This is a genomic window from Thioalkalivibrio sp. ALE9 (assembly GCF_000377445.1).
Classification (GTDB): domain Bacteria; phylum Pseudomonadota; class Gammaproteobacteria; order Ectothiorhodospirales; family Ectothiorhodospiraceae; genus Thioalkalivibrio.
In genome coordinates this window covers 87,316-111,839 of the sequence record NZ_KB898125.1, presented here as the reverse complement: position 1 = coordinate 111,839, position 24,524 = coordinate 87,316, and the positions used below count along the sequence as shown (strand labels likewise).

The 24,524-nt window shown below is 68.7% G+C and carries 26 protein-coding genes; 8 read left to right on the top strand and 18 right to left on the bottom strand.

Annotation, left to right across the window (positions count from 1 at the left end):
- Position 1: 1 nt before the first annotated feature.
- The gene (locus D106_RS0107455) at positions 2-2,053 is read right to left on the bottom strand and encodes a UvrD-helicase domain-containing protein (RefSeq protein ID WP_018879685.1); all 2,052 of its coding nucleotides are present in this window, start codon (positions 2,051-2,053) and stop codon (positions 2-4) included.
- Between the two features lie 143 nt (positions 2,054-2,196).
- Between D106_RS0107455 and D106_RS0107450 the strand changes: the two genes are divergently transcribed.
- From D106_RS0107450 to D106_RS0107440, 3 genes are read left to right on the top strand one after another with little or no spacing between them, the layout of a single operon-like run.
- Complete coding sequence (locus D106_RS0107450) at positions 2,197-2,523, top strand: thioredoxin family protein (RefSeq protein ID WP_018876625.1); 327 nt, start codon at positions 2,197-2,199, stop codon at positions 2,521-2,523.
- Positions 2,520-3,098, top strand: coding sequence for a 1,6-anhydro-N-acetylmuramyl-L-alanine amidase AmpD (gene ampD, locus D106_RS0107445; RefSeq protein ID WP_018876624.1), 579 nt, complete (start codon positions 2,520-2,522; stop codon positions 3,096-3,098). The genes D106_RS0107450 and ampD overlap by 4 nt, the downstream gene beginning before the upstream one ends.
- Positions 3,095-3,679: a histidine phosphatase family protein gene (locus D106_RS0107440; RefSeq protein ID WP_018879684.1), complete on the top strand. Its 585-nt coding sequence runs from the start codon at positions 3,095-3,097 to the stop codon at positions 3,677-3,679. Before ampD ends, D106_RS0107440 begins: the two co-directional genes overlap by 4 nt.
- A 9-nt stretch (positions 3,680-3,688) precedes the next feature.
- Here D106_RS0107440 and D106_RS0107435 read toward each other — a convergent pair whose 3' ends face one another.
- Positions 3,689-4,006 carry a DUF2322 family protein gene (locus D106_RS0107435; RefSeq protein ID WP_017942594.1) on the bottom strand — a complete coding sequence of 106 codons (318 nt, stop codon included), beginning with the start codon at positions 4,004-4,006 and terminating at the stop codon, positions 3,689-3,691.
- Between the two features lie 162 nt (positions 4,007-4,168).
- Between D106_RS0107435 and D106_RS0107430 the strand changes: the two genes are divergently transcribed.
- A complete protein-coding gene (locus tag D106_RS0107430; protein ID WP_018879683.1) occupies positions 4,169-4,930 on the top strand; it encodes an inositol monophosphatase family protein in 762 nt (253 codons plus the stop codon).
- Positions 4,931-5,192: 262 nt separating this feature from the next.
- Here the strand turns inward: D106_RS0107430 and D106_RS0107425 are convergent, their stop codons facing one another.
- The 16 genes from D106_RS0107425 to D106_RS0107350 all read right to left on the bottom strand — a co-directional run bounded on the left by D106_RS0107425 (position 5,193) and on the right by D106_RS0107350 (position 20,837).
- The gene (locus D106_RS0107425; RefSeq protein WP_018158446.1) at positions 5,193-5,531 is read right to left on the bottom strand and encodes a helix-turn-helix domain-containing protein; all 339 of its coding nucleotides are present in this window, start codon (positions 5,529-5,531) and stop codon (positions 5,193-5,195) included.
- Positions 5,528-6,520: a tRNA dihydrouridine synthase DusB gene (dusB, locus tag D106_RS0107420; protein WP_018876621.1), complete on the bottom strand. Its 993-nt coding sequence runs from the start codon at positions 6,518-6,520 to the stop codon at positions 5,528-5,530. The genes D106_RS0107425 and dusB overlap by 4 nt, the downstream gene beginning before the upstream one ends.
- 147 nt (positions 6,521-6,667) lie before the next feature.
- Entirely contained in the window at positions 6,668-7,387 is a 720-nt protein-coding gene (locus tag D106_RS0107415; RefSeq protein ID WP_018879682.1) for a DUF3426 domain-containing protein, read from the bottom strand.
- A gap of 368 nt (positions 7,388-7,755) precedes the next feature.
- Positions 7,756-8,637 carry a 50S ribosomal protein L11 methyltransferase gene (prmA, locus tag D106_RS0107410; RefSeq protein ID WP_018876619.1) on the bottom strand — a complete coding sequence of 294 codons (882 nt, stop codon included), beginning with the start codon at positions 8,635-8,637 and terminating at the stop codon, positions 7,756-7,758.
- A 31-nt stretch (positions 8,638-8,668) separates the two neighbouring features.
- Positions 8,669-10,015, bottom strand: a complete 1,347-nt coding sequence (gene accC, locus D106_RS0107405; RefSeq protein ID WP_017942601.1) for an acetyl-CoA carboxylase biotin carboxylase subunit — start codon at positions 10,013-10,015, stop codon at positions 8,669-8,671.
- Between the two features lie 31 nt (positions 10,016-10,046).
- Positions 10,047-10,508 carry an acetyl-CoA carboxylase biotin carboxyl carrier protein gene (accB, locus tag D106_RS0107400; RefSeq protein ID WP_018865465.1) on the bottom strand — a complete coding sequence of 154 codons (462 nt, stop codon included), beginning with the start codon at positions 10,506-10,508 and terminating at the stop codon, positions 10,047-10,049.
- 9 nt (positions 10,509-10,517) lie between these two features.
- A complete protein-coding gene (gene aroQ, locus D106_RS0107395; RefSeq protein ID WP_018865466.1) occupies positions 10,518-10,958 on the bottom strand; it encodes a type II 3-dehydroquinate dehydratase in 441 nt (146 codons plus the stop codon).
- Between the two features lie 172 nt (positions 10,959-11,130).
- Positions 11,131-11,793: an OmpA family protein gene (locus tag D106_RS0107390; protein WP_018865467.1), complete on the bottom strand. Its 663-nt coding sequence runs from the start codon at positions 11,791-11,793 to the stop codon at positions 11,131-11,133.
- Between the two features lie 103 nt (positions 11,794-11,896).
- Positions 11,897-12,745: a shikimate dehydrogenase gene (gene aroE, locus D106_RS0107385; protein ID WP_018879681.1), complete on the bottom strand. Its 849-nt coding sequence runs from the start codon at positions 12,743-12,745 to the stop codon at positions 11,897-11,899.
- Positions 12,742-13,758, bottom strand: a complete 1,017-nt coding sequence (gene hemB, locus D106_RS0107380; RefSeq protein ID WP_018879680.1) for a porphobilinogen synthase — start codon at positions 13,756-13,758, stop codon at positions 12,742-12,744. Before hemB ends, aroE begins: the two co-directional genes overlap by 4 nt.
- Before the next feature lie 22 nt (positions 13,759-13,780).
- Positions 13,781-14,710, bottom strand: a complete 930-nt coding sequence (hemF, locus tag D106_RS0107375) for an oxygen-dependent coproporphyrinogen oxidase (RefSeq protein WP_018879679.1) — start codon at positions 14,708-14,710, stop codon at positions 13,781-13,783.
- Between the two features lie 16 nt (positions 14,711-14,726).
- A complete protein-coding gene (locus D106_RS0107370) occupies positions 14,727-15,332 on the bottom strand; it encodes an L-threonylcarbamoyladenylate synthase (RefSeq protein ID WP_026280620.1) in 606 nt (201 codons plus the stop codon).
- A complete protein-coding gene (locus D106_RS0107365) occupies positions 15,319-17,892 on the bottom strand; it encodes a DNA topoisomerase I (RefSeq protein WP_018879677.1) in 2,574 nt (857 codons plus the stop codon). Before D106_RS0107365 ends, D106_RS0107370 begins: the two co-directional genes overlap by 14 nt.
- A 141-nt stretch (positions 17,893-18,033) precedes the next feature.
- The gene (locus D106_RS0107360) at positions 18,034-18,519 is read right to left on the bottom strand and encodes a DUF494 family protein (protein WP_018876613.1); all 486 of its coding nucleotides are present in this window, start codon (positions 18,517-18,519) and stop codon (positions 18,034-18,036) included.
- Positions 18,516-19,655 (bottom strand): DNA-processing protein DprA, encoded by a 1,140-nt coding sequence (gene dprA, locus D106_RS0107355; protein WP_018865474.1) that lies wholly within the window; start codon positions 19,653-19,655, stop codon positions 18,516-18,518. Before dprA ends, D106_RS0107360 begins: the two co-directional genes overlap by 4 nt.
- Before the next feature lie 21 nt (positions 19,656-19,676).
- Complete coding sequence (locus tag D106_RS0107350) at positions 19,677-20,837, bottom strand: LysM peptidoglycan-binding domain-containing protein (protein WP_018879676.1); 1,161 nt, start codon at positions 20,835-20,837, stop codon at positions 19,677-19,679.
- A gap of 142 nt (positions 20,838-20,979) precedes the next feature.
- Here D106_RS0107350 and def point away from each other — a divergent pair, with 142 nt between their 5' ends.
- Genes def through D106_RS0107330 form a run of 4 tightly spaced genes read left to right on the top strand, consistent with a single transcriptional unit; the run spans position 20,980 to position 24,432 of the window.
- Positions 20,980-21,513 carry a peptide deformylase gene (gene def / locus D106_RS0107345; RefSeq protein ID WP_018865476.1) on the top strand — a complete coding sequence of 178 codons (534 nt, stop codon included), beginning with the start codon at positions 20,980-20,982 and terminating at the stop codon, positions 21,511-21,513.
- Positions 21,513-22,478, top strand: a complete 966-nt coding sequence (fmt, locus tag D106_RS0107340; protein ID WP_018879675.1) for a methionyl-tRNA formyltransferase — start codon at positions 21,513-21,515, stop codon at positions 22,476-22,478. The genes def and fmt overlap by 1 nt, the downstream gene beginning before the upstream one ends.
- Positions 22,478-23,836: a 16S rRNA (cytosine(967)-C(5))-methyltransferase RsmB gene (gene rsmB / locus D106_RS0107335; RefSeq protein WP_018879674.1), complete on the top strand. Its 1,359-nt coding sequence runs from the start codon at positions 22,478-22,480 to the stop codon at positions 23,834-23,836. Before fmt ends, rsmB begins: the two co-directional genes overlap by 1 nt.
- A complete protein-coding gene (locus tag D106_RS0107330) occupies positions 23,836-24,432 on the top strand; it encodes a DUF4390 domain-containing protein (protein WP_018879673.1) in 597 nt (198 codons plus the stop codon). Before rsmB ends, D106_RS0107330 begins: the two co-directional genes overlap by 1 nt.
- The last annotated feature ends 92 nt before the right edge of the window (positions 24,433-24,524 follow it).

Here is a 24,524-nt window from a genome sequence, read left to right as displayed (position 1 = left end):
GCTACTTCTCCAGCATGGCCTTGAGGCCGGCGAGGTGGGCGCGGGCGGTGAGTTGCTGGGTCTCGGGGTCCGGCGGTTTGGCGTCCGGCCAGTCGAGGTGTTCCTCGGGGAGTTCGTCGAGGAAGCGCGAGGGTTCGCAGTCGATGGTCTCGCCGTAACGGCTGCGTTGCTGGGCGTAGGTGATCAGCAGGGTCTGCTGGGCGCGGGTCAGGCCGACGTAGGCGAGCCGCCGCTCCTCCGCGATGGAGTCGTCCTCGACGCTGACCCGGTGCGGCAGCAGTTCTTCCTCGAAGCCGACCAGGCAGACATGCGGAAACTCCAGGCCCTTGGCGGTGTGCAGGGTCAGGAGCTGCACGGATTCGTTACCGTCCTGGGAATCGCGGTTGCGGTCGAGGATGTCCATCAGGCTGATGCGGTTCACGATGTCGGCCAGGTCCATGCCCTGATCATCCTCCGCCTCGTCGTCACCGTATTCGGCGCTGGTGTTGCCGCCGCCCATGCGCCCGACCCAGTCGATGAATTCGCGCACGTTGTCCATGCGCCGGGTGGCGGCACGCGGGTTGGGGCTGTTCTCCAGTAGCCAGGACTCGTAGTCGATATCCTCGATCAGGGCGCGCAGCAGGGCGTCCGGGGCCTCCTCCGCGCCACGGCGCTGGAAGCCGTCCACCCAGTCGGTGAAGCGTTCCAGCCGCGCCTGTGCGCGGGCATCCATGTATTCGGACAGACCGGCGCCGCGTGCGGCCTGCAGCAGCGAGGCCCCGCGCTGGTTGGCGTAGTGGCCGAGCTTTTCCAGGGTCGCCGGGCCGATCTCGCGGCGCGGCACGTTGACCACGCGCAGGAAGGCGGTGTTGTCGTCCGGGTTGGCCAGCAGGCGCAGGTAGGCGACCAGGTCCTTGATCTCGGCCTTCTCGAAGAACGACTGCCCGCCGCTCAGGCGGTAGGGGATGCCCTGTTCGCGCAGGAGCTTCTCGAACAGCCTGGACTGGTGGTTGCTGCGGTAGAGGATGGCGAAGTCGCCCCAGGTCGCATTCAGGCGAAAGCGCCGGCGCATCAGTTCGGAGACCACGCGCGCGGCCTCGGTGTCGGCGTCGGAGCAGCCGATCACCTCGATCTTCTCGCCCTCGCCGAGCGCACTCCAAAGACGCTTCTCGAACACGTGCGGGTTGTTGCCGATCAGCGCGTTCGCGGTATGCAGGATGCGGTTGGTGGAGCGGTAGTTCTGCTCCAGCTTGATCACCTCCAGGCGCGGGAAGTCCTGCTGCAGGCGCGCGAGGTTCTCCGGGCGCGCGCCGCGCCAGGCGTAGATCGACTGGTCGTCGTCACCGACCACCGTCAGGCCGTCACTGACCCCGATCAGCAGGCGCACCAGCTGGTACTGCGCGGAGTTGGTGTCCTGGTATTCGTCCACCAGCAGGTGGCGGATGCGGTCCTGCCAGCGGTTGCGCAGTTCCGGGTCGTCGCGCAGGCAGTCCACCGGGCGCTTGATCAGGTCGTCGAAGTCCACTGCGTTGTAGGCGCGCAGGGCGTCTTCGTAGCGCGGGTAGAGGTTGGCCGCGGCGATCGCCTCCGGGGCGTCGTTCCTCTGGCTTGCCTCGTGCAGCGCCTCTTCCGGGGTCATCAGGTCGTTCTTCCAGCGGCTGATGTGGCCAATCAGGGCGTCGACCTCGGAGCCGGTATCGTCGCGGTAGGTGATCTCGCGCAGCAGCTGCCGGCAGTCACCGGGGTCGAGGATGGAGAAGCCGGGGCGCAGCCCCGCCGCCTGCAGCTCGCGACGCAGGAAGTTGAGCCCGAAGGTGTGGAAGGTGGAGACGTTCAGGCCCCGGGCCTGTTCGCGTGACAGTCGCCCCTGGACACGTTCGCGCATCTCGCGCGCGGCCTTGTTGGTAAAGGTAATCGCCACGATCTGGCGTGCGGCGAGGCCGCGCCGCTCGATCAGGTGAGCGATCTTCTCGGTGATCACGCGGGTCTTGCCGGAACCCGCCCCGGCCAGGACCAGCAGGGGGCGGTCCGTGGTGGTCACGGCGGCCTGTTGTTGGGGATTCAGTTCGGACACCGGGGCGGTCGATTCCTTCGCAGCGGGGCGCGTAAACTAACCCACGATCCCCGATTCATAAAGACAGCAGCGGTGAGGGTAATCCATTGACCAACGGACCGCGTGCCGCGGCATCCGCCGCGGGCCGGGAGTCGCTCCCGATATTGACCCAGTTCGACTTTCATCAGCACCTGATGGATGTCCCGGGGCCGGCGGTCATCCTGTTCACGCGCCAGGGCTGCGGGGCCTGCAAGGTCATGGGGCGGGTCCTGGCGGAATGGCAGGCGGCGGGGGATGCGCCGGCGCTGTTCGAGGTGGATGCCGAGACCGATACCGCCCTGGTGCGGGAGTTCGAGGTCTTCCATCTGCCGGCACTGTTCGTGTTTCAGGCGGGGGCCTATCACGGTCGCCTGGAAGCCCCGCCGCGCCTGCCCCTGTTGCGCGAGGGGCTGGCGGCCGTACTGGCCCAACCGCCCGAGGAGGCGCCGTGAAATCCCCGCACGCCGAAACCGTCACGCCGGACCGGGACTGGTACCCGCCAGCGCAGCGCCTCGACAGCCCGAACCAGGATGAGCGTCCCCCCGGTCAGCAACCGGAACTGATCGTGGTGCACGCGATCAGCCTGCCGCCGGGCGAGTTCGGTGGAGGGCACGTCGCCGAGCTGTTCCAGAATCGTCTGGATCCGGATGCCCACCCCTACTTTGCCGAGGTCGGCGGCCTGCGCGTCTCCGCCCATGTGCTGATCGACCGCGAGGGCCAGGCGACCCAGTTCGTGCCGTTCTCCCGACGCGCCTGGCATGCCGGGGTGTCGCGGTGGCAGGGGCGCGAGCGCTGCAACGACTTCTCCATCGGGATCGAACTGGAGGGGACCGACGAGGACCCCTTTACCCCGGCGCAGTACGCCGCGCTTGCGCAAATGATTGGCTGGGTCCGCGCCCGCTGGCCGGGTATCGGGCCGCATGCGCTGGCCGGCCACAGCGATATCGCCCCGGGACGCAAGACGGATCCGGGCCCCCATTTCGACTGGGCGCGCCTGCGGCAGGAACTGCACGAGGTGAGCGCATGATTGTGGACCTGCTGCGTCACGGCGAGCCGGAGGGCGGCCAGCGTTACCGCGGCCATGGCTGCGACGACCCGCTGAGCGCGCGCGGCTGGAGCCAGATGGAGCGGGCGGTCCGGGGCGAGGAGGAGTGGCAGTATGTGGTCAGCTCGCCAATGCAGCGCTGCCGCGCGTTTGCCGAGCACTACGCCTCCACACAGGACCTTCCGTTGATCCTGGAGCCGCACCTGCGCGAGATCGGTTTTGGCGACTGGGAGGGGCGTACGCGGGTCGACCTGCAGCGGGATCGACCGGAGGAATACTGCGCCTTCTATGCCGACCCGGTGCACGCGCGCCCGGCCGGTGCGGAGCCGCTAACGGCCTTTCGCCGCCGGGTCGAGGCCGGTTTCGATGGGGCCTTGCGGCCGCTGCAGTCCGAACGGGTGCTGATGGTGGTGCATGCGGGGGTTATACGCGCGCTGGTCGGCTGGGTGCTGGGCGTGCCGGACGACCGCCTGTACCAGCTCGATTGCGAGTACGCCAGCCGCACCCGGCTGCATCGGCATCCGACCAGGGGCTGGCGGCTGCTTTACGCCAACCGGGTCTAGGCCCGGTTGTTAGCCGGCCTGGCTGCCGCGCTTGGGGACGGCCTTCACCGACAGGTAGTAGTCGTTGTTCAGGACGTCGATCAGCCGGTCGATGTTCGGATGCTTGCCCGGGTTGGCGCGGGCGTCGTCGGCGTGGCTGCCGTACAGCAGCAGGCCCGAGTTGGCCGCCTTGGGCCCGATGCCGCCGTAATCCAGCGCCAGCTGGTAGTAGATCTGCAGCGACAGGCTCTGGCCGTCCACGTTCTCGATGGTCGCGGTGGGGTTGTAGTCCTCGCCAAACAACTCCAGGCGTTCGATATTGCTGACGTCGGGCAGCTTCTTGGACATGTTCCGGCTCCTCGAAAGAATCGCGGCATTATCGGGGCATGACCCGGCGGCGACAACCAACCCGCGAAGGCGGCAGGGTCGCCCCGGGTCAGCGGCGAATAGGGCGCATGTTAAGCTATGGCCTTTTTTCGAGGGGACACGAACATGTCGCGAAGCGCGTTCATGGAGGCCGCCCAGGCCGCCGCTGATGCCGCCGAGAAGGTGATCCGCCACTACTACGAGGCGGGTGTCGACGTCGAAACCAAACCCGACGACACCCCGGTGACCCGGGCCGACGTGGAGAGCGAACAGGCGATCCGCCAGGTGATCCGCGAGCACTTTCCGGACCACGGCTTCTATGGCGAGGAGACCGGGCAGTCGGACATGGACTCCGACTATGTCTGGCTGATCGACCCGATCGACGGGACCAAGAGCTTCGTGCGGCGCTACCCGTTCTTCTCAACCCAGATTGCGCTCATGTTCAAGGGCGAGCTGATCCTGGGGCTGTCCAACGGCATCCAGTTCGGCGAACGGGCCTGGGCGGAGAAGGGCCAGGGCGCCTTCCTGAACGGCAACCCGATCGCGGTCGAGAAGACCGTCGATCTCGGGCGCGCCTCGCTGTCCACCGGCAACCTCAAGTCCCTGGCGCAGAGCCCCGAGGGGTGGACCGCGCTGGGCGGCATTATGGCCGAGGTCAACCGCACCCGCGGCTACGGGGATTTCTACCACTACCACCTGCTGGCACGTGGCAGCATCGACCTGATCATCGAGTCCGACGTCAACATCCTGGACATCGCCGCACTGGCGGTGATCGTGCGCGAGGCGGGCGGCGTGTTCACCAACCTCTCCGGTGGCGAGCTCGACCTGAAGACCGCGAACGTCCTGGCCGCGGCCACTCCGGAATTGCACCGGACGGCCCTGAACCGTCTCGCCTGGAAGGACTAGCGGCGGGCTGATTGAACCACTGAGGACACAGGGGACACCGAGAAGGGCGGTCTACAGGAAGACGGGAAGATTGGAAGGGGAAAGCCGCGATTGGCTGCAGGCTGGCTGGTGATGCCGCGCATTTCGGGGCGATTATTGGCCAGGCCCTGCATCAGTAACCCGTTGGTTCTTCCAGCTGGCCGTAAATGGTATCCGTCTCGGAAACCGAAGGCATTCTTCCGGCCTTCCTGGCTTCCTTGCTTCCTGTGACCAGAACCGAACGTCAGGTCGCGGCGCCGTTCCCGTTGCCGTTCCCGTTGGCCTCCACCAGCCCGTGGGCGCGCAGCTTTTTGCGCAGGGTGGCGCGGTTGAGCCCGAGCAGGGCAGCGGCGCGGCTCTGGTTGCCCCCGCAGCGCTCCAGCACACTGGCCAGCAGGGGGCGCTCCACCTCGTTCATGACCAGTGCGTAAAGGTCGTGGCTGCTTTGCCCGTCCAGGGTCTCGAAATACTGATCCAGCGCTCGCCGGACCGAGTCCGCCAGCACACAGTCGGACGGGAGTGTGGCCGCAACCGATGCTTCCTGGACGTCCGGGTCCTGTTCGAGTGGCATGTTCACGCTCATGCAGCCTCGCTTGCGATTCCCGTCAGGTGGGCGCGCAGGCGCCGCAGTTGTTCGCTGGCCGTGGGGGCGGCGAGAAGGTCAGCCCGGGCCGCCCGGGTGCGGGCCTCGTCGAGACCCAGACCAAGAAGATACCAGCCCAGGTGCTTGCGCGCGATACGCACACCCTGCGGTTCGCCGTACTGGGTGTGCAGGCCGGTGACGTGTTCCTCGATCAGGGCCAGGCGCGCGGCCAGGGCCGGTGCCGGCGGGATCGCTTCGCCGGCCAGCGCGGCGCGGATCTGACCCGGCAGCCAGGGCTGACCCTGGGCGGCGCGTCCGATCATCACCCCCGCCGCGCCGGTGGTATCCAGTACCCGCATCGCCGTGTCCGGGTCCGTGATGTCGCCATTGGCGAGCACCGGGATGGAGACCGACCGGACGATGCGCGCGATCGCGGTATGGTCCGCCTGCCCGCGGTAGGCATCGGCCCGGGTGCGTCCGTGCACGGTCAGCATCGCGATGCCGCAGGCCTCGGCAATGGATGCGATCTCTTCGCCGTTCATTCGCTCGCGGTCCAGGCCCAGGCGCATCTTCAGCGTGACCGGCACGGTGACGGCCTCCGTGAGCGCCTGGAGCAGTTCGCGCACCCGCTCCGGCTCGCCCAGCAGGGCCGATCCCGCGGCCTTGCTGCAGACCTTCTTCGCGGGGCAGCCCAGGTTCAGGTCGATCACGTCGGCGCCCCGGCGCACGTTCTCCCGCGCCGCCTCGGCCAGCGGCTCGGGTTCGTTGCCCAGCAGCTGGACGATGCGCGGGCGCGGCTCCTGACGGTGGTCCAGCCGGTGGCGGCTCTTGTCGCTGGCCCACAGCCGGGTGTTGGAGGTGACCATCTCGGATACCGCCGCGCTGGCGCCCAGGCGGCGGGCCAGCAACCGGAACGGGCGATCGCTCACGCCGGCCATGGGGGCCAGGAACACGACGGGGTCCGCGAAGTGATGGATTCCGAGCTGCATCTGGGGCTGACGATTGAATCGGGGAAGCCGGGGAGTCTAGCACCTCGAGGCGCCCGCCGCCGGTGGTCAGCGTGCTCGCGCCCCCGGGGTGTGCATGAATCCGTGCTGCCCTTGAACGAGTTGCGGGTCCGGGGTGTCGGGCATAGGTCAGCGGGGCTGGATCTGGATGCCCGTGATGCGGGCATGGGGGCTGGCGAGGCTCAGGCGCAGGGTGGCGGGTTTGTGGGGGGGCATCGGGGCGTCCGCGTCGGTGTAGTCGTTCGGGGTCAGGCGCAGAGCGCCATGGCGCGTGTCCAGCTGGTCGCTCAGATGGATGTCGAGGACGGGCCAGGCCTGCCGCACCGGGCTTTCCAGCTGGAACTGGACGTGCAATGTGCCATCGATACTGGCGAAGAAGTCCGGTGTCGATACCCGGATGCGCTCGGGCGCGCGCAGCGGGTTCCAGACCGGGCAAGGGAGGGTGGCGCACAGCTGGGCGCGAGTCTGGTCCAGGTAATGGTTATGACCCGGTGCCACGGGCGGGAAGGCCAGCAGTTGCGCGCCCAGCAGAACGCTCAGGCCGGCGGCCACGAACAGCCCCGGCCAGACACGGCGTCGGGCGGGGGCGGCCAGGTCCAGAGGGCCCGGGTGGCGTTCGATGTCGATGGCGGTGGCGATGACCGGCGCACTCTCGATCGCGCGGGTGCGAGCGGGCTGCGCGGGAAGGAGCCCCTCCCCCAGGACGCGTTCGCCGGCGCCGCCGATCTCGAGGGCCGGGAACAGATCGAACTCGGCGCCGCAGTTTGTGCAATGCACCCGCCGCTGGCGGATCTTGGACCCGCGGGCGAGGGCGTGGGTGACGCCGCATTGCGGGCAGCGGGCGAGCATGTCAGCGTCCGGATGGCCGTATCTGCGTCCGGTCGAGCGAGAAGGACGGTACCGGCGCGACGATGCCCATGGGTTGGCGTGTTCCTAGGGAAACACTGATCAATGTACACATTCGCGCTCGAGTCGCTTTTGCATGCGAACAAGGCGCGGTGACTGCCGTGCAGTCATTCTGCACAAGGGAGCCGCAACGCTGTGCGCGCGCAAAAGCGGCCGAGCCCCTGCTTTCAATGGCTTGTGGGGTTGGCACCCCAGGTTCCCCGATCCTGCGTTGCGCCGCTTGCGGGTAGAACCACTACCCGCTGCACGACGCGCCTTGTCTCGGAAAACCTGGGGTGCCAACGCGAGTGTGTACATTGATCAGTGTTTCCCTAGCGCCGGCGCCCGCCGAGCAGGGCCCAGCCTTCGCGGCAGTCCTCGACGCCAATGTCAAAGGCATCGGAATAGGCCGCGATGACCTCGTCCGCCTGGCGTTCCAGCAGACCGGCCAGCAGGATACGCGCGCCGGGTTTCGCGGCCCGCGCGAGCTCCGGGGCCAGGTCGATCAGCGGCTTGGCCAGGATGTTGGCCAGCACCAGATCGTATTCCGCCGTCGGGACCGGGTGGTCGGTCAGACCGGTTTCCAGTCGCTCGGGCGGGATGGCGTTGGCATCGGCATTGCTGCGCGTGGCCTGCACCGCCTGCTCGTCGATGTCGATGCCCAGCGCATGCCGGGCGCCCAGCTTCAGGGCCGCGATGGCGAGGATGCCGGAGCCACAGCCGTAGTCCAGCACCTCCTGATCCCGCGGCGGCTGCTGGGCCAGCGCGGCCAGGCACATCGCGGTGGTCGGGTGGTTGCCGGTGCCGAAGGCGAGGCCGGGGTCCAGGCGCACGAAGGTGCCCTCCTCGATGGCCGGCTCGTCCTCCCAGGACGGCACGATCCACAGCGAACTGCCGCAGTGAATGGCGCCGAGGCCGTCGAGGCCGGCGCGCACCCAGTCCTGGTCTTCGATGGGCTGGACCTGGATCGCCTCGGGGGCCTGTGCCTGGCGCTCCAGCGCGGCGGCGGCGAGGTCCGCCTGGGTGGTGTCCGGGAATACCGCCTTCAGGCGCACAGTGGACCACAGTGGGTGGGTGCCCAGTGGGGGTTCGAACAGCGGCTCGTCGGCGGCGTCGAACAGCTCGACGCTGACCGCGCCGAGTTCAAAAAGCGTGTCTTCCAGCGGCTCGGCCTGTTCCGGGCTGATCTGGCATTCGAGTTCGGCAAGGCTCATGGCGTCAGGCTCTGGTGGTTGCGGAAAGGGCTCAGGCCTGTGCCTTCAGCTTCTTCTCGAGGTAGTGGATGTCGGTCTCGCCGCGCTGGAAATTGGCGTCGATCATCAGGTCGTGATGCAGGGCGACGTTGGTCTGGATGCCGTCTACCACGATCTCGCCCAGGGCCCCGCGCATGCGGGCCAGCGCGATCTCGCGGCTGTTCCCGTGGGCGATCAGCTTGCCGATCATCGAGTCGTAGTAGGGCGGCACGGCGTACCCGTTGTAGATGTGGGTATCCATGCGGATGCCCGGCCCGCCCGGGGCGTGGTACTGCTGGATAGTCCCGGGGCTGGGCATGAAGGTGCCGGGGTCTTCGGCATTGATGCGGCACTCGATCGCATGGCCGCTGATGTGCACATCGTCCTGGGTGTAGCCCAGCGGTTCGCCGGCGGCGATGCGGATCTGCTCGCGCACCAGGTCGATGCCGGTGACCTGCTCGGTGACCGTGTGTTCGACCTGCAGGCGGGTATTCATCTCGATGAAGTAGAACGCCCCGTTCTCGTACAGGAACTCGAAGGTGCCGGCGCCGCGGTAGCCGATGTCCTGGCAGGCGCGGATCAGGCGTTCCGCCATGGTCTGGCGCTGTTCGTCGCTGATGCCGGGGGCCGGGGCCTCCTCGATTACCTTCTGGTGGCGGCGCTGCATGGAGCAGTCGCGCTCGCCCAGGCATACGGCGTTGCCGTGGGTGTCGGCCAGGATCTGGAACTCCACGTGGCGCGGGTGTTCCAGGTATTTCTCCATATACAGGGTGTCGTTGCCGAAGCCCTGCTGGGCCTCGTTGCGGGTCAGCGAGATCGCGTTCAGCAGCGCGCCCTCGGTATGCACCACGCGCATGCCGCGACCGCCGCCACCGGCGGCGGCCTTGATGATGACCGGGTAGCCGATCTCGCGCGCCAGGGCCAGGTTGGTGTCCGGGTCGTCGCCCAGGGCGCCGCCGGAGCCGGGTACGCAGGGCACGTTGGCCTCCAGCATTGCCTGCTTGGCGGAGACCTTGTCGCCCATCAGGCGGATGGTCTCGGCGCGCGGACCGATGAAGGAGAAGCCGGAGGACTCCACCCGCTCGGCGAAGTCCGCGTTCTCCGACAGGAAGCCGTAGCCGGGGTGGATCGCGCCGGCATCGGTGACTTCGGCCGCGGCGATCAACGCGGGGATGTTCAGGTAGCTCTCGCCGGAGGCCGCGGGGCCGATGCAGACGGATTCGTCCGCCAGGCGGACATGCTTCAGGTCGCGATCGGCGCTGGAGTGTGCGGCGACGGTGGCGATACCCATCTCGCGGCAGGCGCGCAGGACCCGCAGGGCGATCTCGCCGCGGTTGGCGATCAGAATCTTTTCAAACATGCTCGGACCTGTTGGCAGGGAATCGGAGGGTTCAGCCGATGATGAACAGCGGCTGGCCGTATTCCACCGGGTTGCCGTTCTCGACCAGGATGTCGCGGACCGTCCCCGCCTGGTCGGCCTCGATCGGGTTGAGCATCTTCATCGCCTCGATGATGCACAGGGTCTCGCCGACCTCCACGGTCTGCCCGACCTCGACGAACGGCTTCGAGCCCGGGCTGGGTGCGCGGTAGAAGGTGCCGACCATGGGGGCGGTGACCCGGTGACCGTCCATCTCCGGGGTCGCGTCCGCCGCGTCGGCCGGGGCGGCTGCGGGCGGTGCGCCGGCTGGTGCCGGTGCCGCGGCGGGCAGAGGGGCCGGGGCCGGTGCGGCGACGGCGGTGCCGCTGGCCGAGCGGGTGATGCGGACCGACTCCTCGCCTTCGTGGATCTCGATCTCGTGGATGCCGCTCTCGTCGAGCAGGTCGATCAGTTTCTTGACCTTGCGAATGTCCATGGAAGCCTCTTATTCCTTGATAGCCGCGAGCGCCGCATCGAGCGCCAGCCGGTAGCCAATGACGCCGAAGCCACTGACCAGACCGGCGGCGACATCGCTCAGACGCGAGGTCTGGCGAAAGGGCTCGCGGGCGTGGATGTTGCTGATATGGATCTCGTAGAACGGGATGGCAACACCCAGCAGGGCATCGCGCAGGCTGACACTGGTGTGGGTCAGGCCACCCGGATTGATCAGGATGCGTTGCACGCCCTCGCCGGGGGCGGCATGGATGCGGTCGATCAGGTCGCCTTCATGGTTGCTCTGGAAGCAGTCGAAGGAGGTGTCGGCCTGTTCCGCCCGAGCCCTCAGGTCGGTCTCGATATCCGCCAGGGTCTGCGCGCCGTAGCGCTCCGGCTCCCGCTGTCCCAGCAGGTTCAGATTGGGGCCGTTGAGCAGCAGTATGGACGCCATGGCAGGGGGAATCGGTAGCGATCCTGTCGAGAATGGACGCGATTGCACCGAAAAATGACGGTGCGACGAATGTTCGGGATTTTGCCGCAGGAGGGGTGGGGGTGTCCAGCGCGGAGGGTGCCTTGGGCGCGCCGGTACCGCGCCCGGCGCGGTGCCGGCGTGCGGGTTTCGATCAGTCGGCGGTCAGCGGGAACAGGGTCAGTTCCACCCGGCGGTTCTGCTGGCGGCCCGCCTCGGTGTCGTTGGTGGCGACCGGCTGGTGCGGTCCGAAGCCGATGGTGTGCACGCGCACCGGCTGCACACCGCGGCGGATCAGGGCCTGCCCCACGCTCTGGGCGCGGCGCTCGGAGAGGTCCATGTTGTATTCGACGCGACCGGTGCTGTCGGTGTGGCCGGCGACTTCGATGCCGGTCTGGTCGAACTCCTCCAGGACCAGGGCCACCGAGTCCAGTACATCCTGGAATTCCGGCTTGATGTCGCTGCGGTCGAAATCGAAGGTGATGTTGCTCGGCATGTTGAGGATGATGTTGTCGCCGTCGCGGGTCACGCTGACGCCGGTCCCGCGCAGCTGCTCGCGCAGGGCATCTTCCTGGCGGTCCATGTAGTTGCCGATGGCGCCGCCGGCCAGGGCACCGATGCCGGCCCCGATCATCGCGCGCTGGGTGCGGTTGCGGCTGCTGGTGACGCTGCCGAGCACGGCACCGGTGGCCGCGCCGATGCCGGCCCCGATGGTGGCGCGCGAGACGCGTTCTTCCCCGGTGTATGGATCGGTGGTGGTGCAGCCCATCACCAGGACCAGGGCACTGGTGGCGGCCAGGGCGAGGATGCGTTGCATGGCGGTTCTCCCGTGTTCGTGTGATCCGCAAGGCAGCGGACGTGATGAATCCCAGCTTGCGGTCCGCGGGGTGAACCGTCCATGAATCCGGAGAATGGGTGGGCTATTGGCCGTCGATTTCGTGACGCAGTTCGCTCAGCACCGGGGCGGTTTCGGGGTGCACCCCGCGCCAGATCGCGAAGGCCTCGGCCGCCTGTTCCACCAGCATGCCGAGCCCGTCGCTGCCGTTGCTGCAGCCCGCCGCCTCGGCCCAGCCAAGGAAGCGCTGGGCGCCGGCCCCGTAGACCAGGTCATAGGCCAGGCTGTCCGCTTGAACCAGATGGGCGGGGAGGTCCAGCGCGTCCTCGCCAAGACCGGTGGCCGTAGCGTTGACCACCAGGTCGAAGGGGCCCTGCGGCAGGGTGTCCAGGCCGCAGGCGGACAGCCGGGTGGCCGGGGCGATGTCGCGGAAGACCTCGACGAGCCCCTCGGCGCGGGCCACGGTGCGATTGGCGATGACCAGGGCCTCGGGGCCCCCCTCCAGCAGCGGCTGCAGCAGGCCGCGGGTAGCCCCGCCGGCGCCGAGGATCAGGATGCGCTGGCTGCGCACATCGAAGCCGAGGCGGTCGAGGTCACGGCAGAAGCCGATGCCGTCGGTATTGTCGCCGTGGATCCGGTGGTCGCTGTCGCGCCACAGGGTGTTCACCGCGCCTGCATGCCGGGCGCGGTCGGTCGGCACCCGGGCCAGGGCGAAGGCCTCCTCCTTGAACGGCACGGTGACGTTGAGGCCCTTCAGCCCCTCGGCAAACCACCCGTTGACCTCCTCGGCGAACTGCCCCGGTGTCCCTTTCCGGGCCTCGTAGACGAGGTGCTGGCCGGTCTGTTCGGCGAACAGGGTGTGGATGCGCGGGGACAGCGAGTGGTGGATCGGATTGCCCACCACGGCATAACGATCCGGGCGCGGCTCGCTCATCGCGCCGCGTCCTCCGCCAGCCATTCGGCCACGGCGCGCGCGTAGTAGGTGAGGATCCCGTCGGCCCCGGCGCGCTTCATGCCGGTCAGGGCCTCCAGCACGCAGGCGCGTTCGTCCAGCCAGCCGCGTTCGGCGGCGGCCTTGAGCATCGCGTACTCGCCGGAGACGTGATAGACGAAGGTCGGGCGCTGGAACTGGTCGCGGATGCGGCGGACCACATCGAGATACGGCATGCCCGGCTTGACCATCACCATGTCGGCGCCCTCGGCCAGGTCGAGCGCGACCTCGTGCAGGGCCTCGTCGCCGTTGGCCGGGTCCATCTGGTAGGTCTCCTTGCCGCCCTTGCCCAGATTGCCGGCCGAGCCCACCGCATCGCGGAACGGCCCGTAGAAGGCCGAGGCGTACTTGGCGGAGTAGGCGAGGATGCGCGTGTGCACGTGCCCGCCGTCCTCCAGCGCGGTGCGGATCGCGCCGATGCGTCCGTCCATCATGTCGGAGGGGGCGACCACGTCGGCGCCGGCCGCGGCATGCGACAGCGCCTGCTTCACCAGGGCCTCGACGGTGATGTCGTTCACAACAAAGCCGTCGTCGTCGATGATGCCGTCCTGGCCGTGGGTGGTGAACGGGTCCAGGGCGACGTCGGTGATCACGCCGAGCTCGGGGTGGGCCTGCTTCAGTGCGCGTACCGCGCGCTGGGCCAGGCCCTCGGGGTTCCAGGCCTCGGCGGCATCCAGGCTCTTCTTCTCGCCCGGGACCACCGGGAACAGGGCCAGGGCCGGGATGCCGAGGCGCACGGCCGCGGCCGCCTCCTCCAGCAGCAGGTCGATGCTGACGCGCTCCACGCCGGGCATCGACGGCACCGCCTCGCGTACCCCCTCGCCCTCGGTGACGAAGACCGGCAGGATCAGGTCGTCCGCGCGCAGGTGGTGCTCGCGCATCAGGCGGCGGGAGAAGGCGTCGCGGCGCATGCGGCGCGGACGGCCGGCGGGATAGGGGGCGATCGGTGCGGTCATGCGGGTCGTCCTTGTTGGTGGGTCAGCCGGCGGACTCGGTCAGCCAGTCGCGCGGCTTCAGATAGCGCTCGTAGAGTTCGGCCTCGGGCGTACCGGCTTCCGGCTGGTAGTTGTATTCCCAGCGCACCAGCGGCGGCAGCGACATCAGGATCGACTCGGTGCGCCCGCCCGACTGCAGGCCGAACAGGGTACCGCGGTCGTAGACCAGGTTGAACTCGACATAGCGCCCGCGCCGGTAGAGCTGGAACTGGCGCTCGCGCTCGCCGTATTCGGTCGCGTGGCGACGCTCGACGATCGGGCCGTAGGCATCCAGATAGGCATTGCCGACGCTCTGCATGTAGCCGAAGGCGTGCTCGAAGCCGCCCTCGCTGAAGTCGTCGAAGAACAGCCCGCCGACGCCGCGCGGCTCGTCACGGTGCTTGAGGTGGAAGTACTCGTCGCACCACTTCTTGTGCGCCGGGTAGAGGTGCTCGCCAAACGGGCGACAGGCAGCCTCGGCCGTGCGGTGCCAGTGGATGCAGTCCTCGTCAAAACCGTAGTACGGGGTCAGGTCGAAGCCGCCGCCGAACCACCAGATCGGCGCCTCGCCGGGCTTCTCCGCGATGAAGAAGCGCACGTTCGCGTGCGAGGTCGGTACATACGGGTTGTGCGGGTGGATTACCAGCGACACGCCGGTGGCCTGGAACGAGCGCCCGGCCATCTCCGGACGGTGCGCGGTGGCCGAGGCCGGGAGGTTGTCGCCCATCACATGGGAGAAGTTGACCCCGGCCTGCTCGAAGACCCGCCCCTCGTGCATTACACGGGTGCGGCCGCCGCCGCCGGCCGGGCGTTCCCAGGCGTCCTCCTCGAAGCGGGCCTGGCCGTCCAGGCCCTCGAGGCCCTGGCAGATGCGGTCCTGCAGGCCCTGCAGGTAGTCGATCACGCGGTCGATGGAGACGTTGTCCTGGCTCATGCTGCGTCCCGGTTGATCAGTTGTCGGTATGGGTGTCGGGTTCCGGCGCGCCCCGGAGCCAGGCCCCGGTGCGGGCGTCGCGGATCGCGCTGGGTGCGGTGCGCCCGCCACATTCTGCCTGCAGGATTGCATCGATGCCGGCCCCGAGTTGTGAGGCAACGCAATCCCAGCTGCGGCAGGGCTCCGCGCCCGCGCGGTTGGCGCTGGTGGAGACCAGCGCGCTTTCGGCGGCCGCGCACAGCGCGCGCGTCCCCGGATGGGCGGTGACGCGTACCGCGAGGCTGTCGTGTTCACCGCGCAGTAGCGGCGGGCAGGCATCGGTGACGGGCAGCAGCCAGGTGGTCGGCCCCGGCCAGCTGGCGTCGATCTCGGCGTGGTGCTCGGCCGGCAGCGGCGCCAGCCAGGGCGCGAGGCGCTCCAGCCGGTCGGTGACCACGATCAGCCCCTTGGCGGCCGGGCGACCCTTGATCTCGAGGATGCGATCGATCGCCCGGGGGTTGTCCGGGCGGCAGCCGAGACCAAAGACTGCCTCGGTGGGGTAGGCGATCACGCCGCCGTCGCGCACGCACTGTGCGACGGGTTCGATCTCGGGGGATAGCAACGGGGCGTTATTCGGATCCACGGTCGCCGGAGGGCTGGGCACTCAGGCGGCTGTCGCCGGCGTTGTCACCGCTGTCGGATTTCGCGCCACCGGACTTGGCGGTCGTGGCCTTTTTCGCCGGGGCCTTCTTCGAGGTGGTCTTCCTGGCGGCGGTCTTTTTCGTGCCCGTCTTGCTGGCGGCCTTCTTGGTGGTAGCCGCCTTTTTCGTGGTCGTCTTCTTCGCGGTCGACGATTTGGATGCGGTCTTCCCGGAAGATTTGGCGGTCGACTTGGACGCCCCCTTGCGGCCGCGGCCCTTGCGTTCCGGGGCGGCGGCGATCAGTTCCTGGCACTGCTCCAGTGTCAGGGACTTGGGATCGGTCTCCTTGGGGATCTTGGCGTTCTTGTTGCCGTCGGTCACATACGGTCCGTAGCGCCCGTTCAGCACCTGGATGCCTTCCTCGTCGAAGCTCTTGATGAAGCGCTCGGCGTCCTTTTGCTTCTTCTCGGCGACGATCTCCAGCGCGCGTGGCAGCTCGATGGTCCAGACGTCGTCGTCCGGGCCGAGGGAGGCGTACTTGGAGCCGTACTTCACGTACGGTCCGAAGCGGCCGATGTTCACCATCACCGGCTCGCCCTCGGGCGTCTCGCCGAGGTCGCGCGGCAGCTTGAACAGCTCCAGCGCCTCGTCGAGGGTGATCTTGTCCATCTTCTGCCCGGGCAGCAGGCCGGCGAAGCGCGGCTTCTCCTCGTCGTCCTTGGTGCCGATCTGCACGATCGGGCCGAAACGGCCCAGGCGCACGCTGACCGGGCGCCCGCTCTGCGGATCGGTGCCCAGCTCGCGTGACTGCACGGCCTCGGCGCGGGTGACGTTCTCTTCCTTCTCCTTCACCCGGTCGCGGAAGTCGCCCCAGAAATCCTCCAGCACCGGGACCCAGTCCTTCTCGCCGCGCGAGATCGCATCCAGCTCGTCCTCCAGCTTCGCGGTGAAGTCGTAGTCCACGTAGCGGTCGAAGTGCTGGGTCAGGAAGCTGTTCACGATCCGGCCGGTATCGGTCGGGATGAAGCGCTTGCCGTCCATCTCCACGTACTCGCGTGACTGCAGCGTGGAGATGATGCTGGCGTAGGTCGACGGGCGGCCGATGCCGTATTCCTCCAGCGTCTTCACCAGGCTGGCTTCGGTGTAGCGCGGCGGCGGCTCGGTGAAGTGCTGGTCGGCGGTGACCTCTTCGAGCTGGACCGTGTCGCCCTCGGCCATCTCCGGCAGGCGCTTGTCCTCGTCGTCATCCTGCGCGTCGTCGCGGCCTTCCTGGTAGACCGCGATGAAGCCGGGATCGACCAGGGTGGAGCCGGTGGCGCGGAACTGGTGCCGGCTGTCGCCCGGGACCAGATCGGCGGCCACGGTGTCGAAGGTCGCGTGGATCATCTGGCAGGCGACGGTGCGCTTCCAGATCAGGTCGTACAGGCGGGCCTGGTCGCTGCTCAGGCGCTCGCGCACCTCGTTCGGCAGACGGCGCACCGAGGTCGGGCGGATGGCCTCGTGGGCCTCCTGCGCGTTCTTCGACTTGGTCTTGTACTGGCGCGGGCTGTCGGGGACGTTGTTGGCCCCGTAGCGCTCCTCGATCAGGCCACGAATCTCGCCGATCGCCTCGCCGGCCAGGGCCACCGAGTCGGTACGCATGTAGGTGATCAGGCCGATCGCGCCGGAGCCCAGATCGATGCCTTCATATAGTTGCTGCGCGGTGCGCATGGTGCGCGATGCGGTGAAGCCCAGCTTGCGCGAGGCCTCCTGCTGCAGGGTCGAGGTGGTGAACGGCGCGGCCGGGTTGCGGCGGCGCTGCTTCTTTTCGACCTTGGCGACGCGCAGCTCGCCATTCGCGGCGTCGGTCAGACGCTTCTGGGCGTCGTGCGCGAGCTCGGCGCTGTTCAGGTCGAACTGGTCCAGCTTGTTGCCGTCCAGGTGGGTCAGGCGCGCGGTGAACGGCTGGCTCTGGCGCTCGACCTTCGCATCCAGGGTCCAGTATTCGCGAGGGACGAAGGCCTCGATCTCGTTCTCGCGCTCGCAGATCATGCGCAGCGCCGGGCTCTGCACGCGCCCGGCGGACAGGCCGCGCTTGATCTTGCGCCACAGTAGCGGGGAGAGGTTGAAGCCGACCAGGTAGTCCAGCGCGCGGCGCGCCTGCTGGGCATCGATCAGTGGCTTGGCCAGGTCGCGCGGTTCCTCGATCGCCTGCTGGATCGCCTTCTTGGTGATCTCGTGGAATACGACGCGATGCACGCCGCGATCGTCCAGCAGGCCGCGGTCACGCAACACCTCGTAGAGATGCCAGGAGATCGCCTCGCCTTCACGGTCAGGGTCAGTCGCAAGGATCAGGTCGTCGGATTTTTTCAGCGCCTTGGCGATCGCCTCGATCTGTTTCTCGCTGCGCTCGATCACGTCGTACTTCATGCGGAACCCGTTCTCCGGGTCCACCGCGCCCTCCTTGGGCACCAGGTCGCGCACATGGCCATAGGAGGCCATGACCTGGTAGTCCGGGCCGAGATACTTCTCGATGGTCTTGCCCTTGGCGGGCGACTCTACGATGACGAGGTGCTTGCTCATGTCGCTCGGGACCGTCTCCGTGGCAGCGGGTTCCGTATCGGGGCGATCGCGGTCGTATGGCAGCGACCGGGTTCACGGGCGCTAAAGACTAGAGGAGGAAATGCCCGTTGGCTACCGCGCGCTTTTCGCAAGACGGAGAAATCAGTGCAGATAATCCACGGCCGCGGGGCCGGCATCGTCGCGCATGACCTCTTCCAGGCGGGAATAGGCGATCGCGTCGTCGGGCTGGTTGAACAGCACCATCAGCACCACCCAGCGCAGCTGGTCGAGGTCGATCTCCTCGGCGTCCAGCTCCATTACGCGGTCCAGCACCAGCTCGCGGGTGCCGGCGGTCAGCAGGCCGTTTTGCTCCAGGTGCAGCAGGAAGCCATGGGCCTCGGTATCCAGGCGTTTTTGCTCTTCCGGGGCATAGATCCGCTGGGCGGCGCCGTCGCCGCCGCGCCCGGCCAGGGGGGCCTCGCTCATCAGGCGGTCCAGCCAGCCCAGAGCGCGGTCGATCTCGCGGCGGGCAAAGCCGGCCTCCACCAGGTGGCGTTCCAGCTCCGAGCGGTCCGGCTCCTCGTCGGATTCCTCGTCGATGGTGTGCTCGAAGAGATACATGAGCACATCCAGCACATTCTCGTTCATGATTCGGGGGATCCTGCGTCGAGGCGCTGGTAGCGCCCGTGGTCGAGGGCGGCCACACGGCCATGGAGTTCAAGCAAAACCAGCATGGATGAAAGCTGTTCGATGGTCAATTTGGTGCGTTCGCGCAGGGTTTCCAGCGGGACCGGGTCGAATCCCATCGCGTTCAGTACGCGTTCCTGCTCCGGATCCAGCGGGTCGGAGGCGGGTTCGGCCGCGGCCGGAGGCGCATCGGGCGCGACGCCCAGCCAGTCCGCGAGGTCATCCAGGATCTCCTCGGCCGACTCCACCAGCTGGGCGCCATCGCGGATCAGCCGGTGGCAGCCGCGGCTGGTCGGGCTCAGCACCGAACCGGGGACGGCATAGACCTGGCGCCCCTGTTCGGCAGCCAGCCGTGCGGTGATCAGGGATCCGCTCTTCAGCGCCGCCTCGACGACCAGGGTCGCCAGTGACAGGCCGCTGATCACGCGGTTGCGCTGCGGGAAGTTCCGCGCCAGCGGCCGGGTATCGGTGGGCCACAGCGAGACCACCAGGCCATGGTCCGCGATGCGGTGCGCCAGGCGCCGGTGCTGGGCGGGGTAGATGCGGTCGGGCCCGGTGGCTACGACCGCGATGGTACGCCCGCCAGGCGCGGCCAGGGCGCCTTCGTGGGCGGCGCCGTCGATGCCCCGGGCCAGGCCGCTGGTGACCGTCAGCCCGGCCCCGGCCAGCTCGCGGGCGAATTCCGTGGCCAGGCGCTCGCCCTGCGGGGTGGCCTCACGGCTGCCGACGATCCCCACCTGCGGGCTGCGCAGCAGCTCGCGCGCGCCGTTCAGGTACAGCACCGGGGGCGGGTCGGGGAGTTCCGCCAGCAGGGGCGGGTAGTCGGGGTCGTCCAGACACAGCAATGTGTGCCGGGGGTCGGCATCCAGCCAGGCCTGGTCGGCCTGCGCCCCGGCCTCGCGGGCTTTATGGGCGGTGGTGTCCAGCTTGAGGTCGACGCCCGCGCGCTGCCATTCGGCCGCGGGGGCGGCCAGGGCGTTGCCCGGGGAGCCGAAGGCCTCGACCAGTTGCAGCAGGCGCCGCGGGCCGAGGCCTGGGGTGTTGATCAGTTGCAGCCAGTCCTCGTGCGGGGCGGCTGTCGCGCCGGCATCACGCATGCAGCCTGGCCGCAGGCCCGGTCAGGGGGTACGAACCTTGTCGCCCTCGCGCAGGGTGCGCTCGGCCTCGGTCACCAGCACATAGGACACCTTCTCGAAGGTCTGGAAGACCATGACGGTGCCGACTTCCTCTTCCGGCAGGGTGACCACCTCGTTGGCGCGATCGCTGATCGGGTCGCGGACCTCGCGCCCGGCGGTGAAGGCGGTCAAGACCTGGCCGTTCTCGATGCCGTCGCGTTCACCACGGTTGATGATGGCGGCCTGCAGCTGGCCGATCTGGCTGATGGCGTCGAACAGCGAGATGATCGTGCCCTCGGTACCAGCCGGCGGGCGCCCGATGTCGAACAGCATGTCCTGCTCTTCGGCGTAGGGGACCAGGCGGTCACCGCGGATGGCCTCGCGCTCGCCCTTGCGGATGTCGGCGCGGGCGACGTTGCCCGGCTCGATGATCTCGGCCTCGCCCACCGGCAGGGTGGCTACGCCCAGGTCCTCGCCGGTGTCCGGATCGGTCAGTGCGCCGTCGTGGCGAACGATGTGATAGAGCTCGTAGCGTTCGGTGTCCTCGGCGTTGCGCACGTACACCCGGTCGCCCGGGCCGAAGATCACGCGCTCGTCCTGCGAGGCGAGGATGTAGGGGGCGTTCTCCAGGGTTTCCTCGTCCAGCACCTGCGGGCGGAACATGAACGACTGCAGGGTGGAGATCGGGGAGACGTCCTCGTCGCGCTCCACCACCCGTGCTTCCGGCGACAGGCGATGCGTCGGGCGCACCCGCGGCCCGCCGTCGACCGTGATGCGCGGCCGGCCGTCCACGTAGTGGATGCTCAGCACGTCACCCGGATAGATCAGGTGGGGGTTCTCGATCTCGGGGTTGACCAGCCAGATCTCCGGCCAGTACCACGGGTCCTGCAGGAACATCGCGGAGATGTCCCAGAGGGTGTCGCCCTTCTTCACGACGTAGCGTTCGGGCGCGGATTCGCGGATCTCCGGCTCGGCCTCGGGGGTCGAGCGTTCATCCTGGGCTTCGCGCGCCGGGCGGGCTTCGGCCTGCGCCGTGCCGGAATCGGAGGCGGTCGTTTCGCCGCCGCCGTTCTCGGGTGTGGCCGCGCAGGCGCCCAGCAACAGCGTTACACTGAACAGAATGCCCGGCAGAACGAAGGTCGTGGTGGCCCTGGTCTTGTACATTTGGTGTCCCCTGTCAGGTCCGCGCGCTCCCCGAGCCTTCCTGTGGCCCGGCCCCCAATCGGATGACGCAATTCCGCGGATATTGCGGTCCAACGTTAGCAGAATTGCGACATCTGTACAGTACAAAGTTTGAGGTTTTTTCATGGCCAAGCGTGAAATCCTGCACTTCCCCGACCCCCGGCTGCGGCTGAAGGCCGAGCCGGTCGCCGAGGTGGACGACGAAATCCGCACCCTGGTGGACGACATGTTCGAGACCATGTACGCCGCGCCCGGCATTGGTCTGGCCGCCACTCAGATCAACGTGCAAAAGCGTGTGCTGGTCGCGGATGTCTCCGAGGACCAGAGCGAGCCGCATGCCCTGATCAACCCGGAGATCCTCGAGACCTCCGGTGAGGAGGAAATGGACGAGGGCTGTCTGTCCGTGCCCGGCTTCTACGAGAAGGTGCAGCGCGCCGACCGGATTCGCGTGCGTGCCCTGGGGCGTGACGGCCAGCCCTTCGAGCTGGACATCGATGGCCTGCTGGCGGTGTGCATCCAGCACGAGATTGACCACCTCGACGGCAAGCTGTTTGTCGATTACCTGTCCAGCCTGAAGCGCAGCCGCATCCGAAAGAAGCTGGAGAAGCAGGGCGGGCGCTCCGGAGCCGGTGACAAGACCGCGGTCCCCGCGGTCTGATGGGAGTGGCGGACACGGACGTCGAGTCCCTGCGCATTGTCTATGCCGGGACGCCGGATTTCGCGGTTCCCGCGCTGCAGGCCCTGATCGACGGCGGGCATGCCCCGGTCGCGGTCTATACCCAGCCGGACCGACCGGCGGGGCGTGGGCGCAAGCTGCGTCCGGGCCCGGTCAAGCAGGTCGCCGAGGCCGCCGGCCTGCCGGTGGTGCAGCCGGAGAGCCTGAAGTCCGCCGAGGCCCAAGCCGAACTTGCCGCCTGGCGCCCGGACATCCTGATTGTCGCAGCCTACGGGCTGATCCTGCCCCGCGCCGTACTCGCGATCCCGCCGCTGGGCGGGCTCAATATCCATGCCTCGCTGCTGCCGCGCTGGCGCGGCGCGGCGCCGATCCATCGCGCGATTCTCGCGGGGGACGAAGAGACCGGTGTCTGCCTGATGCAGATGGCCCCGGGGCTGGATGCCGGCCCGGTGCACGCCTGCCGTCGCGTCCCGATCACACCGGAGACCACCACCGGTGAGCTGCACGATGTCCTCGCCCGCGAGGGGGCGGAGCTGCTGGTGGAGCAGCTCCCGACGATTGCCGCGGGTGCCTCCGCACCGTGGCCCCAGGATGATGCGCAGGCCAGCTACGCCCGAAAACTGGAGAAACAGGAGGCCTGGATGGACTGGTCGCAGCCGGCCGCGGCCCTGGATCGACAGGTGCGGGCCTTCAACCCCTGGCCGGTGGCGCAGGCCGGCTGGCAGGGGCAGGCGCTGCGGGTCTACGCGGCGACCCCGCTGGAGGTCGCGGCGAATGCAACGCCCGGAACGATCATGGATGCCGGGCCGGAGGGCGTGGATGTGGCCACCGGCGACGGCATCCTGCGCCTGCGGACCGTTCAGCTGCCCGGCCGCCGCCCGGTCGCGGCGGCGGACTGGGCCCGCAATGCGGACCTGCCCGGCCAAACCCTGACCGGGGCGGTCTGATGGCGGGCAAGCCGAAACGCGTGGTGCCCTCGCGGGTGGATTCGCGCTCGCCGCGTCAGCGCGCGCTGGAGGCGGTGGAGCGCGTAGTGCTGCAGGGGCAGTCGCTGACCCGGGCGGTGGAGCTGGTGACCGAGGGGCTGGCGGCGCGCGATGCCGCCTGGGTGCAGGCGCTCGCCTACACCACCTTGCGCTGGTACCCGCAGCTGGCGGGGCTGGTCGATGGCTTTCTGGATCGGCCGCTGCGCAAGAAGGATGCCGTGATTGGTGTGCTGCTGGCGCAGGGACTGGCCGAGGTGCTGCATTTCGGGACGCGCGATCACGCGGCGGTGCGGGAGACCGCCGAGCTGGCGCGCGAGATCCATCGCCCTGGCGCGGTGGGCCTGATCAACGCGGTACTGCGCCGCGCCCTGCGCGAGCAGGACGAACTGGCGAGCCGGATCGAGGGCGACCCGGTGCTGCGCTATGCGGTCCCGGAATGGCTGCTGGAGGCGATTCGCGATGCCTGGCCGGAGGACTGGGAGACGCTGCTGGAGGCCTCGACCCGCCCCGCGCCGATGACCCTGCGGGTCAACCTGCACCGTGGCAGTCGCGAAGCGGCGCTGGAGGCCCTGTCCGCCGCCGGTATCCCGGGGCGGGCGTACCCGGCGCTGGCCAGCGCGCTGACTCTGGATGCCCCGGTCGATGTGGCCGCCCTGCCGGGGTTCGCTGACGGGGCGCTTTCGGTCCAGGACGCCTCGGCGCAATGGGCCGGGCCGTTGCTGGGGCCGCGGGCCGGCGAACGGGTGCTGGACGCCTGTGCGGCACCCGGCGGCAAGACCGGGCATTTGCTGGAACACGCGGGTGGCGATCTGGATCTGACCGCGCTGGACAACGACCCCGAACGCCTGGAACAGGTGCGCGAGAACCTCGACCGGCTGGGCTATGACGCCCGCCTGGTCGCGGCGGATCTGGACGCCACCGATGACTGGTGGGATGGCGAGCCCTTCGACGCGATCCTGCTGGATGTTCCCTGTTCCGCCACCGGCGTGATCCGGCGTCATCCGGACATCAAGACCCTGCGCCGGGCCGATGACATCCCGCGCCTGGCGGCGGAGCAGACCCGCCTGCTGGCCGGCGCCTGGAAGCTGCTCCGCCCGGGCGGCCGGTTGCTGTATGCCACCTGTTCGCTGCTGTCGCCGGAGAACGAGGCGGTGGTCGCCCCGTTCGTCGCGGCGACCGCGGATGCCCGCGCTCGGCCGCTGGAGGGCGAGTGCGCCATCCCCGGCAGCAAGCCCCGCGCGGCAGGTGTATCGCTGCCGCTGGGGCTCGAGGACGGAGACGGTTTCTATTACGCGCTGCTGGAGAAGCAGGCCCCCTGATGCCGGGGCGTTCATCGTGGCGGGGCGGGCCCCTGACGGCACTGTGCGGGCTGCTGGCCCTGCTGGCCCTGCTGGTCCTGGTGGCGCTGCCGGTGACGGCGAGCGCGGTGGAGATCCGCGCCGCGAATCACATGTGGCTGGATGATGCCACCGTGCTGGTGCGCCTCGATATCGACATGCGCCTGCCCGCGGTGCTGGAGGACGCCCTGGCCAACGGCGTGACGCTGGAGTTCGAGGCGCAGACGCGGCTGGAACGCGGCCGGCGGGTCGGGCGCGATACCCTTGCCAGCGAGACGCGTCGCGTCCAGCTGCAATACTTCGCCCTGAACCGGCACTATCTGGTAACCGCGGTGACCGACGAGCGCATGGACCTGAAACCGACCCTGGGGGATGCCCTGGACCTCGTCGCCCGGCGGCTGGGGCGGCTGCGTCTGGACGAGGTTCCGGATGCGGTGCGCGAGAATCCCGGCGAGTTCGATCTCGCGGCGCGGCTGACGCTGGTGTATTCCGCGCTGCCGCTGCCCCTGCAGCTGGATGCCGGTTTGCGCGGTGATCTGACGACCCGACAGGAGTGGCGGCGATGGTCGCTGGATTAGGGAAGCGCTGGTCAACGTACACGCTCGCGCTCGAGTCGCTTTTGCGCGCGCAAAAGCGGCCGAGCCCCTTGGGGTTGGTACCCCGGGTTCCC